This is a genomic window from Pseudomonas sp. H1_G08 (genome assembly GCF_054681355.1).
Map to the genome: position 1 here is coordinate 5,881,902 of NZ_CP162822.1, position 16,970 is coordinate 5,898,871.

General features: G+C 59.5%; 15 protein-coding genes. 6 read left to right on the top strand and 9 right to left on the bottom strand.

The features are described from left to right. Positions 1–3: 3 nt before the first annotated feature. The 4 genes from AB4N85_RS26490 to yaaA all read right to left on the bottom strand — a co-directional run bounded on the left by AB4N85_RS26490 (position 4) and on the right by yaaA (position 5,675). Positions 4–1,173, bottom strand: a complete 1,170-nt coding sequence (locus tag AB4N85_RS26490; RefSeq protein ID WP_024011680.1) for an alginate biosynthesis protein Alg44 — start codon at positions 1,171–1,173, stop codon at positions 4–6. Between the two features lie 35 nt (positions 1,174–1,208). Continuing rightward, complete coding sequence (gene alg8 / locus AB4N85_RS26495) at positions 1,209–2,690, bottom strand: mannuronan synthase (RefSeq protein ID WP_162098720.1); 1,482 nt, start codon at positions 2,688–2,690, stop codon at positions 1,209–1,211. 79 nt (positions 2,691–2,769) lie between these two features. Then, positions 2,770–4,086: a nucleotide sugar dehydrogenase gene (locus tag AB4N85_RS26500; protein WP_016771595.1), complete on the bottom strand. Its 1,317-nt coding sequence runs from the start codon at positions 4,084–4,086 to the stop codon at positions 2,770–2,772. Between the two features lie 809 nt (positions 4,087–4,895). Beyond that, complete coding sequence (gene yaaA / locus AB4N85_RS26505) at positions 4,896–5,675, bottom strand: peroxide stress protein YaaA (protein ID WP_095180422.1); 780 nt, start codon at positions 5,673–5,675, stop codon at positions 4,896–4,898. Positions 5,676–6,049: 374 nt separating this feature from the next. Here yaaA and AB4N85_RS26510 point away from each other — a divergent pair, with 374 nt between their 5' ends. From AB4N85_RS26510 to AB4N85_RS26535, 6 genes are all read left to right on the top strand, one after another. After that, the gene (locus tag AB4N85_RS26510) at positions 6,050–7,126 is read left to right on the top strand and encodes a polysaccharide deacetylase family protein (RefSeq protein WP_370695134.1); all 1,077 of its coding nucleotides are present in this window, start codon (positions 6,050–6,052) and stop codon (positions 7,124–7,126) included. A gap of 338 nt (positions 7,127–7,464) precedes the next feature. Continuing rightward, positions 7,465–8,859 carry a PhoH family protein gene (locus AB4N85_RS26515; protein WP_460066490.1) on the top strand — a complete coding sequence of 465 codons (1,395 nt, stop codon included), beginning with the start codon at positions 7,465–7,467 and terminating at the stop codon, positions 8,857–8,859. A 240-nt stretch (positions 8,860–9,099) separates the two neighbouring features. After that, positions 9,100–9,573 (top strand): cyclic pyranopterin monophosphate synthase MoaC, encoded by a 474-nt coding sequence (moaC, locus tag AB4N85_RS26520; RefSeq protein ID WP_252868832.1) that lies wholly within the window; start codon positions 9,100–9,102, stop codon positions 9,571–9,573. Beyond that, positions 9,570–9,824, top strand: a complete 255-nt coding sequence (locus tag AB4N85_RS26525; protein ID WP_041479493.1) for a MoaD/ThiS family protein — start codon at positions 9,570–9,572, stop codon at positions 9,822–9,824. The genes moaC and AB4N85_RS26525 overlap by 4 nt, the downstream gene beginning before the upstream one ends. A 2-nt stretch (positions 9,825–9,826) precedes the next feature. Further along, positions 9,827–10,279, top strand: coding sequence for a molybdopterin synthase catalytic subunit MoaE (gene moaE / locus AB4N85_RS26530; protein ID WP_095180425.1), 453 nt, complete (start codon positions 9,827–9,829; stop codon positions 10,277–10,279). A 262-nt stretch (positions 10,280–10,541) separates the two neighbouring features. After that, a complete protein-coding gene (locus tag AB4N85_RS26535; RefSeq protein ID WP_252868833.1) occupies positions 10,542–11,318 on the top strand; it encodes an ABC transporter substrate-binding protein in 777 nt (258 codons plus the stop codon). 101 nt (positions 11,319–11,419) lie between these two features. Here AB4N85_RS26535 and AB4N85_RS26540 read toward each other — a convergent pair whose 3' ends face one another. The 5 genes from AB4N85_RS26540 to AB4N85_RS26560 all read right to left on the bottom strand — a co-directional run bounded on the left by AB4N85_RS26540 (position 11,420) and on the right by AB4N85_RS26560 (position 16,701). Beyond that, positions 11,420–12,046, bottom strand: coding sequence for a helix-turn-helix transcriptional regulator (locus tag AB4N85_RS26540; protein WP_016771588.1), 627 nt, complete (start codon positions 12,044–12,046; stop codon positions 11,420–11,422). A gap of 84 nt (positions 12,047–12,130) precedes the next feature. Continuing rightward, positions 12,131–13,258, bottom strand: a complete 1,128-nt coding sequence (locus AB4N85_RS26545) for an FAD-binding oxidoreductase (protein ID WP_315435695.1) — start codon at positions 13,256–13,258, stop codon at positions 12,131–12,133. A gap of 149 nt (positions 13,259–13,407) precedes the next feature. Continuing rightward, the gene (locus AB4N85_RS26550) at positions 13,408–14,352 is read right to left on the bottom strand and encodes an ornithine cyclodeaminase family protein (RefSeq protein WP_423663170.1); all 945 of its coding nucleotides are present in this window, start codon (positions 14,350–14,352) and stop codon (positions 13,408–13,410) included. A 117-nt stretch (positions 14,353–14,469) separates the two neighbouring features. Further along, positions 14,470–15,948: an ATP-dependent RNA helicase RhlB gene (gene rhlB, locus AB4N85_RS26555; RefSeq protein WP_056783067.1), complete on the bottom strand. Its 1,479-nt coding sequence runs from the start codon at positions 15,946–15,948 to the stop codon at positions 14,470–14,472. Positions 15,949–16,044: 96 nt separating this feature from the next. Beyond that, positions 16,045–16,701, bottom strand: coding sequence for an alpha/beta hydrolase (locus tag AB4N85_RS26560; RefSeq protein ID WP_056783069.1), 657 nt, complete (start codon positions 16,699–16,701; stop codon positions 16,045–16,047). Positions 16,702–16,970: the final 269 nt, after the last annotated feature.

Here is a 16,970-nt window from a genome sequence, read left to right on the forward strand (position 1 = left end):
GACTTAAAGACCGGCAGCCATGGCTTTGTCGATCAGCCAGTTCAGGTTCGGGCCACGGTCGCTGTTCACTTCAACCGGGCGGCCGGCCAGGCTGCTGTCGAGCGGCTCGTCAGGCTGGATCTGCACGCGGATGTCGGAGGACAGGTCGGCGCTCTTCAGGCTCGTGCTGCTGACGATCTTGCCGGTGCGGGTCTTGTCTTCGCCGGCGATCTGGAAGCTCACCGGGGTGCCCGGGCGCACGTCGCCGAACTGGCGATAGGAGAAGCGTGCTTCAACATTGGCCTGGGTGTTGCGCGGCACCAACTGGAAGATCACGTCGCCCTTGCTCGCGTACTGCCCGTCAGCCACCAGTTGCTGGGCCACGGTGCAGTCGCACGGCGAAGTCAGGGTGCCGGTCATTTGCTTGCCGAACAGTTCTTCAACCTTGGCCGGGGCCAGTTGGTCTTCGGCCAGATGGCCCTTGAGCACGTCGAGCATGCTGGTGCTGAAGGTCGCCAGCGGTGCGCCTTTGGCGGCAACGCCGTCGGACTTGACCAGGCTCTGTACGGTGCCGTCACGCGGCATGGTGATGTTCATCCCCGGCACGCTGACCAGACCGGCCTGGGCGTGGCTGACGAAGTACATGCCGTACACCGACTTGAAGATGAAACCGGCAGCGACCAGACCAACAGCGAAAATACCGGCGCTGAAGGTCACGGCTTTCAGGCGGCCGAACGGGGTCATGCCGGTGTCGTTGGTCTTGTTCTTGCGCGCCTTGGTGAAGTTGTCGCGCTGCAGGGTCGCCAGCACTTCGCCGATGCTGACGATGTCGCCGGCCAGGTGCGAAGTGATCAGGTGGCGCAGGGTGGAAATGTCCTGCGGCTCGAGGTTCTGGAACTGGCAGCCGGCGCGGCCGGTGGCGCGGTCAAAGGAACGCACCTGCAGTTCAACGTCCATGGCCAGGCCGAGGTTGTCGATGACAAATTGCAGACGCGCCTTGTACACCTCGCCGATGGTCAGTGGCATCTGCCCGGCGTTGAACGCCAGACCGCCAGCCGACAGATCGAGGACCCGCGCTTCGAGCGGAGTCCGGTCAGGGCCGAAGAAACGCAGCTTGGCCGGGATTTTCACGCGAGCGTGCTGGCGCTGGGCTTCGGATTCATGCACTACGTTGACGTTGACGGCGGTATTCATAGGGGCGATTTCCTTGTTAATTCAATAGGAGCGGGTCAGACCATCATCAGCAGCACGGCGACAAAAATGCTGCCGGCGGAGAAGGTCATGGTCCGAGACGACCAGGTGTTGAACCAACGTTGAAAGCTGGCGAGATCACGGGTCAGGGATGTGGGCTGGCGAGTCCAGGATTGTTGGTCGAGGCGGAAGAACACGTAGATCTTCACCAGGGCGCCAACGATCTGGTTGTAATACAGAATCGCCGGGTAAGCAGGGCCGATGCGGTGACCGGAACACGACAGCAACAGCGTCAGGATCAGGCGGGTGATACCGATCCACAGCAGGTACACGAGGATGAACGCGGTGCCGTACTTGAAGCTGGCGATCAGTGCGACGGTCAGGCCGAGCAGCGAGGTCCACATCGATACGCGCTGGTCGAACAGCACCACCGAGGTGAACGCGCCGAGGCGGCGGATACCCAGGCCCAGTGCGCGCGAATTCTGGCGCAGGTTGTTGCCGTACCAGCGGAACATCAGCTTGCGGCTGGCCTTGATGAAGCTCTTTTCCGGCGGATGCTCAACGGTGTTGATCGCGGCGTCCGGCACGTAGAAGGTGTCGTAACCCAGGCGCATCAGGCTGAACCAGCTCGACTTGTCGTCACCGGTCAGGAACTTGAAGCGGCCCAGACGCCAGTGTTGCAGCGAGTCGCTTTCAACGTCGGCGATGAACTCCGGATTGGTCACCACGGAGGCTTTGAAAACCGACATCCGACCGGTCATGGTCAGTACGCGCTTGGACAGGGCCATCGAGCACATGTTGATGTGGCGCTGGGCGAAACGCAGCTTGTGCCATTCGCTCATGATGTAACCGCCGCGCACTTCGCAGAACTCGTTGGTGGTCAGGCCGCCGACATTGCCGAACAGCTGGAACCACGGCACGGTCTTGCGCACGACGCCTTCGCCGAGCACGGTGTCGCCGTCGATCACGGCCACCACGGCACGGTCGTCCGGCAGGTGACGGGAGATCGCACGGAAACCGAAGGCCAGACCATCGCGCTTGCCGGTGCCGGGAATGCGCACGAAGTCGAGCTTGACCCGCTCCGGCGGATTCATCCGTGCCCACAGCGCCTTGACCAGCAGCTCGTCGGACATTTCCACGATCGAGCAGACAATGGTGGTCGGCAGTTCGCAGTCGATGGCTTCGCGGATCACCGAGCTGTAGACCTGCGCGGTTGTCAGCGCGTCAATACGAAAGCTGGTGACCATCAGAAACACATGCGACGGATCGGCCGCTTTACCCAGCTTGCGTACTTTGCGACGCAGGTGCGGGTAAACGATGTAGAGAAAAATCATGCCGCGCACAAAGTGCGTTGCACCCATCGAGTAGCGCCAGATACCCACGGCGCCAATCAGGAAAATGAAGTCCTTCGACTCGGAGTCGAATGTGGACGTGGGCAGCATCAAGGCCAGGCCCATCAGCAGACTGAGATAAAAAAGCCAGCCGGCTGATTGCAGAAAAAAATGTTTGAGCTTGGTCATAACCGTCATCCGAAGGTGATGGAGGCTTCAAGCCGCAAGCGTGTTGCTTTTGCTTGCGGCTTGAAGCTTGAGGCTTGCCTTACCAGCAAATGCCTTCGGTGCGGCTACCGGCGCTGGTGGCCTTGGACATGAAGCCCACCAGGTCGATGACTTGCTTGCCCTGCGGCGCTTCCTGGGCCAGCGAACGGAATTTCTCGTCGCGGTTGCCGAGGATGATCACGTCGGAGTTATCGATCACCGAGTCGAAGTCGGAGTTGAGCAGGGACGATACGTGCGGAATCTTCGATTCGATGTAGTCCTTGTTCGCACCGTGGACACGGGCGTATTCGACGTTGCTGTCGTAGATGCTCAGGTCGTAACCCTTGCCGATCAGCATTTCCGCCAGTTCGACCAGCGGGCTTTCGCGCAGGTCGTCGGTGCCGGCCTTGAAGCTCAGACCGAGCAGGGCGACTTTGCGTTTTTCATGGCTTTCAACGATGTCGAAAGCGTTCTGCACTTGCGATTCGTTACTGCGCATCAGCGAGTTGAGCAGCGGTGCTTCGACGTCCAGGGAACCGGCGCGGTAGGTCAGCGCACGTACGTCTTTGGGCAGGCACGAACCGCCGAAGGCGAAGCCCGGGCGCATGTAGTACTGGGACAGGTTCAGGGTCTTGTCCTGGCAAACCACTTCCATCACTTCACGACCATCGACGCCGACCGCTTTGGCGATGTTGCCGATCTCGTTGGCGAAGGTCACTTTGGTCGCGTGCCAGACGTTGCAGGTGTACTTGATCATCTCGGCAACGGCGATGTCCTTGCGGATGATCGGGGCGTCGAGTTCTTCGTACAGCGATTGCAGAACGTCGCCCGAGGCGGTATCGAACTCGCCGATAACGGTCATCGGTGGCTGATCGTAGTCAGCGATGGCGGTGGATTCGCGGAGGAATTCCGGGTTGACCGCAACGCCGAAATCGACGCCGGCTTTCTTGCCGGAGCAGTCTTCCAGAATCGGGATGACCACGTTGGCCACGGTGCCTGGCAACACGGTGCTGCGCACGACGATGGTGTGGCGGGTGGTTTTTTCACGCAGGACAAAACCGATCTCGCGGCACACGGCCTCGATGTAGTTCAGTTCCAGGTCGCCGTTCTTTTTGCTTGGCGTGCCGACGCAGATCATCGACAGGTCGGTATCACGAATCGCCTCGGCGAAGTTGGTCGTGCCGCGAAGACGACCGGTCTGGATACCCTGCTGCAGCAGTTCGCCCAGGCCTGGTTCTACAATCGGCGATTTGCCGGCGTTAATCATGTCGATCTTGTCTTTGGCAACATCGACGCCAACTACGTCATGGCCCCGTGCAGACAGGCAACCGGCACATACTGCGCCAACGTAACCCAAACCAAATATGCTGATGCGCATCGCAATTACCTCTGTATATATCAGGCCTTAGAAGGCCGGAGTTAATGGTGTTCAGCGGTCACTAGTGCACTCGGAAGTGCGGCTTACAGGCGCCACAATGCCGTGTGCAGGCATACAAAGTTCCGAGTGTCTAATAAGTGCACTCAAGATGTGCGCAACTAGGCCTTGTTGTTATGACTTGCCCTGTTATGCAGCCGATCTTCCGTGCGGGAAGACTCTAGTGCAGTCGTGTAGCCTGCTCGACGTCCGGTAGGGGGCCGGTAAATCAAGCAGTTAGGTGCTCAGGCGAGCACGTTTATAGGGGCGCGGCCTTGGCCTTTGTAGGGGATATTAATGGTGCGTATCTCCTGTCCTTCGATTGTTTTGAGACTAGTTAGTCACTCAGGCAAGTTGCTGTGACAACTTGGTTACATGGCTATCAGCTCTGCGTAAGTTATCTCGTACAAACTCGGCGAGAATCGTTACCGGTGGTATGAGCAATGCATTTGGACATAGTTCCAGCCCGCTCATCGTGCCAGTCGAAATTTTTTGAAATATTGATGAAGATGGCACTGGGTGCAAATTGATAGCACTAACGATTTCGCCCTTTAGTTATCGGGGCGAAACCGGGGCCGATAGTTTTGTGCCACTACGGGTAAAAAATTTAGGTGCCACTACTGAAAAAAAACTTCAGTGTCGAGTGAAACTAAAATTAGAAAATAGAGTGTGGTTTTATTGGCGCCATGAATTTGGCGATATGCGGCGGGGGAATTTTGACTTCGGGCGGACTGCACGACTCTTGAGAAAAAGAGTCGTGCAAAGGGCATGCTTTATTCCGGGGCGTGGTCGCGCAAAAACACCAGATTGTCGGGTTTCGATTGTTCGGCGCTGTAGCGATAACCCTGGACATCGAATTGCTTGAGCTGAGCCGGGTCGTTGATCCGTTCCTGGATCACAAAACGGCTCATCAGGCCGCGCGCTTTTTTCGCGTAGAAACTGATGATCTTGTACTGGCCGTTCTTCTGATCCTTGAACTCGGTGTTGATGATCCGCGCATTCAGGGCGCTGCGCTTGACCGCAGAAAAGTATTCGTTGGATGCAAGGTTGAGCAGTACGTCATCGCCCTGATCGGCCAGCGCTTCATTCAGCCACTCGCTGATGCGCGTACCCCAGAACGCATACAGATCCTTGCCACGGCCGTTGGCCAGTTTGGTGCCCATTTCCAGGCGATAGGGTTGCATCAGGTCCAGCGGCCGCAGCAGGCCATAAAGGCCGGAGAGCATGCGCAAGTGCTTTTGCGCGTAATCGAATTGCGCCTCGCTGAAGGACTGAGCGTCGAGGCCGGTATACACGTCACCCTTGAAGGCGAGCAGGGCCTGCTTGGCGTTTTCCGGGGTGAAGGCGGGTGTCCAGCTGCCGAAACGCGCGGCGTTGAGGCCACCGATCTTGTCGGACACGTGCATCAACTCGCTGATCTGCGCCGGACTCAGCTCGCGCAACTGCTGGATCAATTCCTGGGAATGGTCGAGGTACTGCGGCTGGGTGAAGCGCTGGGTCGCCGGCGGTGTTTCGTAGTCGAGGGTCTTGGCGGGGGAAATCACCATCAGCATGAAGTCGTCTCCTTTAATCGTGGGGGCGATTCTAGGGGGTTGTCCGGGTTGACTCCAGCTATGGGGGTTATAGGTCGGTGCAAGTGCCGGGATTTGCGACGGTTGGTGGATTTTACCCTCACCCCAGCCCTCTCCCAGAGGGAGAGGGGGCCGATGTTCGCTGGCTTCAAATTTGAGTTCGACTCGATAGCTCAGGTAGACGGATATCGAAAGAACCGCTCGGTCAGCTCCCTCTCCCTCTGGGAGAGGGCTGGGGTGAGGGTGACGACCTTGAATCTTGCACATCAGCTATAGTGCCGCGCGGGTTTTGTTATGGAGACATCCCTTTGCGCATTGTTCTTTTATTCACCGCGTGGCTGCTGAGCTTCGGCGCCATGGCGGCGCCCGGCGATGCGGCGACGCTGGATCGCACGACCTGGCCGGAGCAGCTCAGCAACCCGACCCTGTTCGACGTCGCGTCGCGGGCGGAAATCCTCATGTTCGCTCGCGGCCTGCTCGGCACCGAGTCCATCGACGAGGCGGCACTGGCCCAGCGCCTGGGCCTGCGCACGGTCAATATCGATGCGGTCAATCAGCTGCGCCAGCGCCTCTGGCAGCGCTTGCTCGCCAACTACAACCACGCCCAGCAAAGCTGCGATCAGGACGCCTCGTTCTGCTTCCTCGTCGAAGACCTGCCGACCCTGCGCGAGCAGGCGGCCAAGTTCGTCGTCAGCGACGACAGCTATTACACCAAATGGGCCGAGCCGAGCCGGATCTTCCATTTGCAGTACCTCGACGAGCTGATGCGCAAGGCCGCGCTGTCACCGCAAACCAGTAACGAATTCGATCGTTTCGGCGACTACGAGCGCAACGGCGACGACATGCACGACCGGCTGTTTCTGCTGACCTTCGACAGCGCCGCCAACGTGCAACCGGACAACACCGACTGGCTGACCGAATACCTGCGAAAATCTAATCTGAGCGGGACATTCTTTGTACTGGGCAAGGATATTCAGGCGCGACTCGCTGGCCGTTCGGTCAGCAGCCTGCAGGCGAGTTTCTCCCGGCAGTGCGTTGGCGTGCAGGGCTGGGAGTTCCGCTCTCACAGCCATTGGCAGGACTGGCAGGATTCGGTGCGGCGCAGCGCCGATCTGGTGAAGAACAAACTGCCGGAAAACTACGTGCCGCTGTTCCGTCCGCCGGATGGCCAGCGCCGCAGTGACGCACAAGGTTTCTTCAATAGCCAGGGCCTGCAAGTGGCGCTGTGGGACATCGATGCCCAGGACGGTGCCGGCAAACTCAAAGGCCCTGCAAGCGCGCAGCGGGTGCTGACCCTGATGCTGCTGTGGCGGCACGGGGTGATCAATTTCAACATGAAACAGGATGCGGTGAAGACGTCCCTGCCGTGGCTGATCACCCAGACTGCGCAGAGCGGCATCGGCTGGGAAGACTGTCAGGACGCGTTTCGTTGAGAAACGACAAAAAGCCCGGAAACATTGGGCTTGGGGTGATTTTCAGGAGGAATTCGATGCAGGCGGACTTCCGACTTTAGCGGGGTACGGGGAGTCCGCCAAGGGCTTTTCGTCACTCTGCAAAATAAACTTAAAAAAACCGTCAAAGAGCTTTTTTATGTCATCGGTTTTGGAGTATTACGAAGACAGACCGCCGAAACCTGCAACACAGGTGGCGTCTTCCCAGACTCCTATTGTGTGCAGTTCATCCAAGCCCTCGTGGATGAATTCGGCAGTCACCTCGAGGCGCAGCACTGTCACGGTATTGCGTCGAATGGCTCCCACAAAGGTGACCGAGTATGGATGATCACGGACGCAGCCCTTCCTCCAACCAGCCAATCCTGTATGTACTCGATACCAACGTATTGATTCACGATCCAAATGCCCTGCTCAATTTCGAAGAACACCACGTCGCCATCCCGATGACCGTGCTGGAAGAGCTGGACAAGCTCAAGAGCGGCCATCACAGCGTGGCCGCCGAATGCCGCCAGGCGATCCGCCTGATCGACAAGACCCTGGGCGATGCGTCCCCTGAAGACGTTGAGCTGGGCGTGCCGATCCAGCGTGGCAAGGGCGGGCCGAAGGGCTTGCTGTCAATTCTGATGAGCAAGCAGGCCGAGTCAAACCTGATTCTGCCCGAGCATCTGAACGACAACAAAATCATCAACCAACTGATTGATCTGCATACCCGCGATCCGCAAAAACCGGTGGTGCTGGTCACCAAAGACATCAACATGCGCCTCAAGGCGCGCGCCTGTGGCATCGACGCCGAGGACTACAGCACCGACCAATTGGTCGATGACGTGTCCCTGCTGCCCAACGGCTACCACAACATGACCGGCTCCTTCTGGGACCGCGTGAGCAAGGTCGAAACCCGTCAGGACCACGGCCGCACCTGGCATCAGGTGCAACTGATCGACAATCTGCCGGCCCTGCACATCAACGAGTTCATCATCGACGAACAGGGCTTTGTCGGCTGGATCAAGGAAATCCAGGAAGACCGCCTGCTGATCCTCGACCTGCACCAGGAACCGCTGCTGCATCAGGAGGCGTGGGGCCTGAAACCGCGCGACATCTATCAGAGTCTGGCGCTGTACGCGTTGCTTGACCCGGACATTCATCTGGTCAACCTGTCCGGCGCCGCCGGGTCCGGTAAAACCATTCTGGCGCTGGCCGCTGCGATCGAGCAGACCATGGTCAGCAAACGTTATCGCCGCATCATCGCCACCCGCAGCGTGCAGGGTCTGGACCAGGAAATCGGCTTCCTGCCCGGCACCGAAGCGGAAAAAATGGAGCCTTGGCTGGGCGCCATCACCGACAACCTCGAAGCCTTGCACATGGATGACGAAAACACCCATGGCAGCGTCGACTACATCCTCAGCAAAGTGCCGTTGCAGTTCAAATCGCTCAACTATATTCGTGGTCGCAGCTTCCAGCAGAGCCTGATCCTGATCGACGAATGCCAGAACCTCACGCCGCATCAGATGAAAACCATCATCACCCGTGCCGGCGCCGGTTCCAAAGTGGTGTGCCTGGGCAACCTGGCGCAGATCGACACCCCATACCTGTCCGCGACCAGCTCCGGGCTGACCTACCTGACCGAACGCTTCAAGGATTTCCCCAACGGTGTGCACATCACCCTGCAAGGGGTGCCTCGCTCGATCCTGGCCGAATACGCCGAATCGCATTTGTAACCTTTCACCCAGAACCGGGTGGCCCTTAAAGCCGCCCGGTTTTTTTATGGATAAATGCATATCTCCTGTGGGAGCGAGCCTGCTCGCGAATGCGGTGTATCAGTCGACATCTATAGTGAATCTGAATCCGCTTTCGCGAGCAGGCTCGCTCCCACAGGGGGCAACGGTGATTTCATAATCAGTGATGCGGATATCTGACCCACAGGTTTACAATCCACGCTCCTGATCAGGAGTAATCCCGTGCTGACTCATCTCGATTCCCAAGGTCGCGCCAACATGGTCGACGTCACTAAAAAAGCCGTGACGTTCCGTGAAGCGACCGCTCAAGCGCTGGTGCGCATGCTCCCTGAAACCCTGCAGATGATCGTCAGCGGCGGTCATCCCAAGGGTGATGTGTTCGCCGTGGCGCGCATTGCCGGAATTCAGGCGGCGAAGAAAACCAGCGATCTGATTCCCCTGTGCCACCCGCTGATGCTGACTGGCGTCAAAGTCGAACTCAGCGCCGAAGGCGATGACAGCGTGCGCATTGTCGCCCGCTGCAAGTTGTCCGGGCAGACCGGTGTCGAGATGGAAGCGCTGACCGCCGCCAGCGTCGCCGCCCTGACCATTTACGACATGTGCAAAGCCGTCGACCGGGGCATGACCATCGAAAGCGTGCGTCTGCTGGAGAAAGTCGGCGGCAAGAGCGGCCACTTCCAGGCGGAGCAGCCATGAAACTGACCGTGAAGTTTTTTGCCCGTTACCGTGAAGCGTTGGGCGTGGATTCGGTTGCGGTTGAAGGCGATTTCGCCACCGTCGATGACGTTCGCGCGCATGTGCTTGAAATGCAGGCGCAACGTGATGGCGCCGAAGTATTGAGCGAGCAGAACCTGATGTGCGCACGCAACGAAGATCTCTGCCAGCTCGACGAGCCGGTGGTCGATGGCGACGAAGTGGCGTTTTTTCCCACCGTCACCGGAGGCTGAGCATGACGATTCGCGTGCAGGCCAAGCCGTTTGATCCGGGCGCTGAAGTCAATGCGATGCACGCGGCCAATGTCGGCGTTGGCGCAGTGGTGAGTTTTGTCGGTTATGTGCGCGACTTCAACGACGGGCTCGACGTGGCCGGGATGTTCCTCGAACACTATCCGGGCATGACCGAAAAGGCTCTGGGCAAGATCACTGTCGAAGCCGAGCAGCGCTGGCCGCTGTTGAAACTGGAAGTGCTGCACCGCATCGGCGCGCTGGAGCCGGGCGAACCGATCGTCTTCGTCGGCGCCGCCAGCGCCCACCGCCAGGCCGCGTTCGATGCCTGCGCCTTCGTCATGGACTACCTGAAAACCCGCGCGCCGTTCTGGAAAAAAGAAAACACCAGTGACGGCCCGCGTTGGGTCGAAGGGCGTGACAGTGATCATGCGGCTGCGGATCGCTGGAAGAAGTAGTTTCTGTAGCGCCCTCCGGTCAGTCTTCGCGAGCAGGCTCGCTCCCACAATTGGAAAGCGTTCCCCTGTGGGAGCGAGCCTGCTCGCGAAGGCGTCATCTGTGACACCGAAAATCCTTCCCTCTCTACCCGATTGACGATTTGTACCTGAGAGTCCAGTATGGATTTCCAAGTACAAAAAAGCTTCTGTCTTGCAGCTATCAGGTTGCCGCTTGTAGCTGCTCTTCTTCGCCAAACCAACAACAACCCGCGAGAGAACGAACATGAAGAAACTTCCCCTCATCACCGGTCTGGCTCTCAGTCTGCTGGCCTGCTCCAGCGTCTTCGCCGCCGAGAAAACCCTGCGTATCGGCATCGAAGCGGCCTATCCGCCGTTCGCTTCGAAAACCGATAAAGGTGAAATCGTCGGTTTCGACTACGACATCGGCAATGCCCTGTGTGCGCAGATGAAGGTCAAGTGCGTGTGGGTTGAAGGTGAGTTCGACGGGCTGATTCCTTCGCTGAAAGTGAAGAAGATCGACATGGCGCTGTCGTCGATGACCATCAACGAAGATCGCAAGAAGTCGGTGGATTTCAGCCACAAGTACTATTTCACTTCTTCGCGTCTGGTCATGAAGGAAGGCGCGACGGTGGATGATCAGTACGCCAGCCTCAAAGGCAAGAACGTCGGCGTGCAGCGCGCGACCACCACCGATCGTTATGCCACCGAGGTGTTCGAACCCAAGGGCATCAACGTCAAGCGCTACAGCAACAACGAAGAAATCTACATGGACCTGGCGGCGGGGCGCCTCGATGCGATTTTCGCCGACACCATCCCGCTCAATGACTTTCTGTCGATGCCGCGTGGCAAGGGTTATGAGTTTGTCGGGCCGGAGCTGAAGGATCCGAAGTACGTCGGCGAGGGTGCGGGGATTGCCGTGCGCAAGGGCAACGGTGAACTGGTCAGCCAGTTGAACCGCGCCATCGACGGGATTCGCGCGAATGGCGAGTATCAGAAGATTTCCGAGAAGTATTTCAAGACCGATATCTACGGCGATTGATCAAGCGCTTTCGCGAGCAGGCTCGCTCCCACAGGGGTAACGCATTCCAAATGTGGGAGCGAGCCTGCTCGCGAAGAGGCCAGCGCTAGCGATGCAAATCTTCAGCCCTTCAATTCCTTCAAATGTTTGTACACCGTCGCCCGCCCCATGTTCAGCACATTGGCCACGTAGTTCGAGGCGCTCTTGCCCTTGAACGCGCCCTCGGCGTGCAGCGCCAGCACCAGTTCGCGTTTGTGATCGCGGGTCAGCAGGTTCAGGCTCAACTGCCGCTCGCGCAACCAGGCGTGGAGGAAGGTGTTGATGCGTTCCTGCCAGTCATCACGGAACAGTGAGTCCGGCTGCGGAATCAGTTTGCTCGGCGAGAGAAACAGGTCCAGCGCCGCTTTGGCGTTCTCGAACAGGGAAATATTCAGATTGATGCACAGCACCGCCAGCGGCCGACTTTCGCTGTCACGCAGCACGGTGCTCAGGCTGCGAATTTTCTGACCGTCCCAGTTGAGCTTTTCGTACGGGCCGATGTTCCTGTCGCTGACATCCTCGCTGAGCATGTCTTCCAGTGACGAGTCGTCGCCGATCTCGCGCTTGGACAGGTTGTTGGCGATGTAGTCGACCTTCTGCGTGCGCAGGTCGTGCAGCACCACCTCGGCATGTGGAAAGAACAGCGTGGCGATGGCGTCGGCGATGGCGCGGAAGTTATCCAGCGCCGGGTCGAATTCAGGGGCAGTCATGACAGTGGAGCTCCAGGCAGCGTCAGCGCCCCTTGTGCCGGGGCGCTGCGAGTGTGCCGCAATCTTTTGGACGAGTCGATGCGATCAAGCCAGTCGGGCCGGGGAGAGCATGGCGCTGTCCAGGCCGAATTGATGCAGGTGCTCGGGGAATGGCTCGCCGCGCACCAGCGCCGCACTGGCCTGGCCCATCGCCGGCGACGTCTGAATGCCGTAACCGCCCTGCGCGGCGACCCAGAACAGCCCTGGCACCTGCGGATCAAAGCCGCTGAGCAAATCACCGTCGGCAACGAAACTGCGCAGACCGGCCCAGGTGCGGGTCGGACGGCGGATGGTCAGCGTGGTGGCCTCTTCGATCTGATAAATGCCCATGGCGATGTCGAGTTCTTCCGGCTGCACATCGTGCGGTTCGACCGGATCGGCGTTGGCGGGCGAGCCGAGGAACATGCCGGCGTCGGGCTTCATGTAGAAGGATTCGTCGAGGCTGACCAGCATTGGCCAATGATGAGTGTCCACGCCTTCCGGGCCGGCAAAGATAAATGCGGCGCGGCGTTTCGCTTGCAGACCCAGCGGCTGCGCACCGGCCAGGGCAGCGATCTTGTCGGCCCACGCACCGGCGGCGTTGATAAGCACCGGTGCGCTGAACGTCTCGCCATTGGTCTGCACGATCCACACGCCATCGGCATCGCGGCTCAAGCCGAGCACTTCGCAATCGGTGCGCACTTCGCCGTGGTTGCGCCGGATGCCGCGCAGGTAGCCTTGATGCAGCGCGTCGGTGTCGATGTCGCAGGCCGATGGGTCGTAGATCGCGCCGTGGACTTTTTCCCGGCGCAGGATCGGCAGACGCGCGCAGGCTTCGTCGGCGCTGAGCAGTTGCATCTGCGGCACGGTGGCTTTGGCGCTGAGGTATTGATTGTTCAGTTCGGCGGGATCACCGATGAAGTCGACGGTCATTTCGCCGCGCGGAGTCAGCAGCGGGTGCTCGCAAAAGCCGCTCGGAGGACTGTCGAAAAACGCGCGGCTCGCCTGAGTCAGTGCGCGGACCTGTGCGGTGCCGTAGGCGGCGGTGTACAGCGCGGCGGAGCGACCGGTGGAGTGATAGCCGGGATGGGTTTCACGCTCAAGCACGATCACTTTGCCGTGCGGCGCCAGCCAGAACCCGGTGGAAGCGCCGGCAATCCCGCCGCCGATGATGATGAAATCTGCGTGGTTCATGTAGGTCTCCAGTGGGTACGCAATATCAAGGCGTTCGCTAGTCCCTTGTGGGAGCGAGCCTGCTCGCGAAAGCGGTGTATTGTCGACATCTTCGCTGAATGTCAGACCGCATTCGCGAGCAGGCTCGCTCCCACAGGGGATTTTTGGCGTTAGTGGGTTAAGTGATAAACCGCATTGGCGAGGGCAATGTCTTCCAGGCCCAAGCCGATTGAACGGAAGAACACGTGACGGTCGTAACCCGGGCGCTGCACTTTTTCGCTGAGCAAGTCGGCGAGGTCGCCGACAATCGAATCCTTGTTCCAGCCATGCTGCTCGGCGGCAATCAGCATCTCACCTGCCGAACCCGGCGTGGTCAGACGATAGTCGCAGAACACCTGCATGTCGTTGAGGCTTTGCGGCGGTACTTCATGGGCGCGGGGGGCGTTGGTGCTGATCGAGGTGATCAGCGCCGGTTTGCTTAACCCGGCAGGATCGATTACCGGCCCGGCCGACGAGGTGCAGAGCATGATCACATCCGCATCGCCAATGGCGGTCTCGCGGCTGTCGGCAATCTTCAGTGACGGCGCGATGGACTTCAACACAGCCTGTGTTTGCGCATCTTCCAGCAGCGACGGCGAATACAGGCTGATGCTCTGCCAGTCGCGCAGCGCTTTGGCGTAATGCAGATGCGCTTGAGCAACCTTGCCGCTGCCGATGATCGCCAGTCGCTGGGCATTCAAAGGGGCGAGGGCGTCGACCGCCACGGCCGTGGTCGCGGCGGTGCGCGCGGTGGTCAGTTCGCCGGCATCACAGAGCAGCAGCGGCTGGCCGGTTTTCATCGACATCAACAATGTCCATGCCGTCACCAGCGCACCCTGCTCACGGACGATGTACGGCGAAGTCTTCACTCCGTACACGCCGTCCTCGGCCAGTACACCCAAGTAGTTGATGAAGTCGCCGGCACCCTGCGGAAACTCGACCCATTGCTGCGCCGGCTGCACGGCGTTCCCGGCCGCGAGATCGCGGAACAGCTTGCGCAGGATTTGCGGAACATCGATACGCGCCAATAGCTCATGGGCCTGGGCTTGATCGATCACATAGGGCGTACTGGACATTTCGCGCTCCGAAACTAAACTTATTTTTCCATTATGGACTTTTAGTTCTGGCGAGCAACCATCGGGCATAAAAAAAGCGCAGTCCGTTGCCGGCTGCGCTTTTTCATTTCGTGGCGCTTACTGCGGACGCTTGCGCTCAACCGCACGCAGCAGATGCGTCGGCGGGGTTTCACAGCTGATCTTGCGACCAAGCTTTTCTTCGATCGACGGCAACTGGTAAGAGTCGTCCTCGCCGGCAAAGCTGATCGACACGCCATCGGCGCCGGCACGACCGGTACGGCCAATGCGGTGCACGTAATCGTCCGGGACTTCCGGCAGGGTGAAGTTGATCACGTGGCTGATGCCGTCGATGTGGATGCCGCGACCGGCGACATCGGTGGCCACCAGCACGCGAATCTTGCCTTCGCGGAAGCCTTCCAGAGTCTTGATGCGCTTGTGTTGCGGCACGTCGCCGGACAGCTGCGCGGCGTTGATGCCATCACGCACCAGACGCTCTTCGATGCGGCGTACTTCGTCCTTGCGGTTGGCAAACACGATGACTCGCTCCCAACCGTTATCGTTGACCAGGTTGTAGAGCAGCTTGTATTTGTCGGCAGCGGCCACGGCGTAGATGTGCTGCTCGACGTTCTCGTTGGCGACGTTGGTGATTTCGATTTCGACAATCGCCGGGTCGGTGGTCCATTGCTTGGCCAGATTCATCACGTCTTCGGTGAAGGTCGCGGAGAACAGCAGGGTCTGGCGCTCGGACTTCGGCGGGGTCTGGCGAATGATCTGCCGTACCTGCGGGATGAAACCCATGTCGAGCATGCGGTCGGCTTCGTCCAGGACCATCACTTCGACCATGTCGAGGTGCACGTCGCCGCGCTGGTTGAAGTCGAGCAAGCGGCCCGGCGTGGCGACGAGGATGTCGCAATGCCGCGCTTCGAGGTGCTTGAGCTGTTTGTCGAAATCCATACCACCGACGAACGTCATGACGTTGAGGCCGGTGTACTTGGTCAGGTCAGCGGCGTCCTTGGCGATCTGCACCACCAGCTCACGGGTCGGCGCGATGATCAGCGCGCGCGGTTCGCCCATGTAGCGCTCTTTCGGCGGCGGCGTCTGCAGCAACTGGGTGATGATCGAGATCAGGAACGCGGCGGTCTTGCCGGTGCCGGTCTGCGCGCGGCCAATGGCGTCTTTGCCGGCGAGGGTGAAGCCCAGCACCTGCGCCTGGATCGGCGTGCAGTAAGGAAAGCCCAGGTCCTGAATGGCGTGCATCAGTTCCGGAGCAAGCTTGAAATCGTGAAAGCGGGTTTTGCCTTCCTGGGGTTCGACGACGAAGTCTTCGAGTTTCCATGGAATGACCGGTGCCTTGGGCTTCGGTTCGCGACGCGGTCTGGCCGGTTTCGGCGCTTCGCCGGGTGCAGGCTCTACGGCCATTGGCGCGGCCGCAGCGGGTTTTTCTTCGGGCTTCGGTGCGGCTGCGGGAGCGGGGCGGTCGGCCTGCGGGGCATCGGCGCGATGACCGGGGGCGTGCGACGGCGCACTGGGAACTGGCGCGAGCTGCTCAGCCTCGCTTTTACCGAACATTTTCTTGAGTGCTTTGAGCACGGTCATCTCATCAATTGGTTAAGGAATGTACGCCGGCCAGTGTAATGCAAGAATCGGGCGCGGCGTAGTAGGAGGGATCAATGGGCAGGGATTGGTCGACAATCAGCGCAGCCGTTCGCTCAACCAGACACCAATGTCGCGAATCTCTTCAGGTAACACTTCGTGCTCCATTGGGTATTCCTGCCATGTCACGGTGACACCATGCTTCTTCAAATGCTCGTAAGCACTGCGGCCCATCGAGTTCTGCACCACGTTATCGAACTGGCCGTGCAGCGAGAGCACCGGAATGCGCTGCTGGCTGGCGGATAACTCCAGTTCGTCGCTGAACGTCGGTGCGTAAGTCGACAACGCCAGCACGCCACCCAACGGCCCCTGCCACTTCAGAAATGCGGTGTGCAATACCACCGCGCCGCCCTGGGAAAACCCGGCGAGAAAAATCCGCGAGGCGTCTATTCCGCTGGCGCGCTCGGCTTCGATCAGTTCGATGATGCGCTCTGCCGAAGCTTCCAACTGGTCACGGTCGATCGCCCGGGCCGGGCTCATGGCCTTGATGTCGTACCAGCTGGGCATGGCATATCCGCCATTTATCGTCACTGGACGCGTCGGCGCCTGCGGCAGCACAAAACGCGTGCTCAGCAGGCTTTCCTGCAACGCCTCGGCCACCGGCAGGAAGTCGTAACGGTCGGCGCCGAGGCCGTGCAGCCAGATCACGCAGGCGTCTGCGGGCTTAACAGGCTGAAGAATCAAGGGCTCGGTCATGTCTGCTCCAAAAATGTGCGGGCGCTCTCATTGAGTGCGTGATTGAAGTGCGCGCCCGGTTGATCCGTTAACAAGATGTCGCAAGGTTACAAGTTTAGCTATTGACGTGTCGCGCAATCACTTTCGCAAGCGGTGTGGTACGGCGTTTGCTATGGAGGTTTGCGTACGAAGCGTCCTACGCGTGGCGGTAACACTATCAGTGTCAGTCGCGTGATGGGATAGCAACGAATCCGGTGATGGATGTTCGCCAATGGCCGCTACGGGCTTAG

Excerpts from the sequence above, each read along its gene's own strand:
- alg8 (WP_162098720.1), bottom strand. The coding sequence starts at position 2,690 with ATGACCAAGCTCAAACATTTTTTTCTGCAATCAGCCGGCTGGCTTTTT.
- AB4N85_RS26500 (WP_016771595.1), bottom strand. The coding sequence starts at position 4,086 with ATGCGCATCAGCATATTTGGTTTGGGTTACGTTGGCGCAGTATGTGCC.
- AB4N85_RS26560 (WP_056783069.1), bottom strand. The coding sequence starts at position 16,701 with ATGACCGAGCCCTTGATTCTTCAGCCTGTTAAGCCCGCAGACGCCTGC.
- rhlB (WP_056783067.1), bottom strand. The coding sequence starts at position 15,948 with ATGACCGTGCTCAAAGCACTCAAGAAAATGTTCGGTAAAAGCGAGGCT.
- AB4N85_RS26550 (WP_423663170.1), bottom strand. The coding sequence starts at position 14,352 with ATGTCCAGTACGCCCTATGTGATCGATCAAGCCCAGGCCCATGAGCTA.
- AB4N85_RS26535 (WP_252868833.1), top strand. The coding sequence starts at position 10,542 with ATGAAGAAACTTCCCCTCATCACCGGTCTGGCTCTCAGTCTGCTGGCC.
- AB4N85_RS26490 (WP_024011680.1), bottom strand. The coding sequence starts at position 1,173 with ATGAATACCGCCGTCAACGTCAACGTAGTGCATGAATCCGAAGCCCAG.
- yaaA (WP_095180422.1), bottom strand. The coding sequence starts at position 5,675 with ATGCTGATGGTGATTTCCCCCGCCAAGACCCTCGACTACGAAACACCG.
- AB4N85_RS26540 (WP_016771588.1), bottom strand. The coding sequence starts at position 12,046 with ATGACTGCCCCTGAATTCGACCCGGCGCTGGATAACTTCCGCGCCATC.
- moaE (WP_095180425.1), top strand. The coding sequence starts at position 9,827 with ATGACGATTCGCGTGCAGGCCAAGCCGTTTGATCCGGGCGCTGAAGTC.
- AB4N85_RS26525 (WP_041479493.1), top strand. The coding sequence starts at position 9,570 with ATGAAACTGACCGTGAAGTTTTTTGCCCGTTACCGTGAAGCGTTGGGC.
- AB4N85_RS26510 (WP_370695134.1), top strand. The coding sequence starts at position 6,050 with ATGGCGGCGCCCGGCGATGCGGCGACGCTGGATCGCACGACCTGGCCG.
- AB4N85_RS26545 (WP_315435695.1), bottom strand. The coding sequence starts at position 13,258 with ATGAACCACGCAGATTTCATCATCATCGGCGGCGGGATTGCCGGCGCT.
- AB4N85_RS26515 (WP_460066490.1), top strand. The coding sequence starts at position 7,465 with ATGGATGATCACGGACGCAGCCCTTCCTCCAACCAGCCAATCCTGTAT.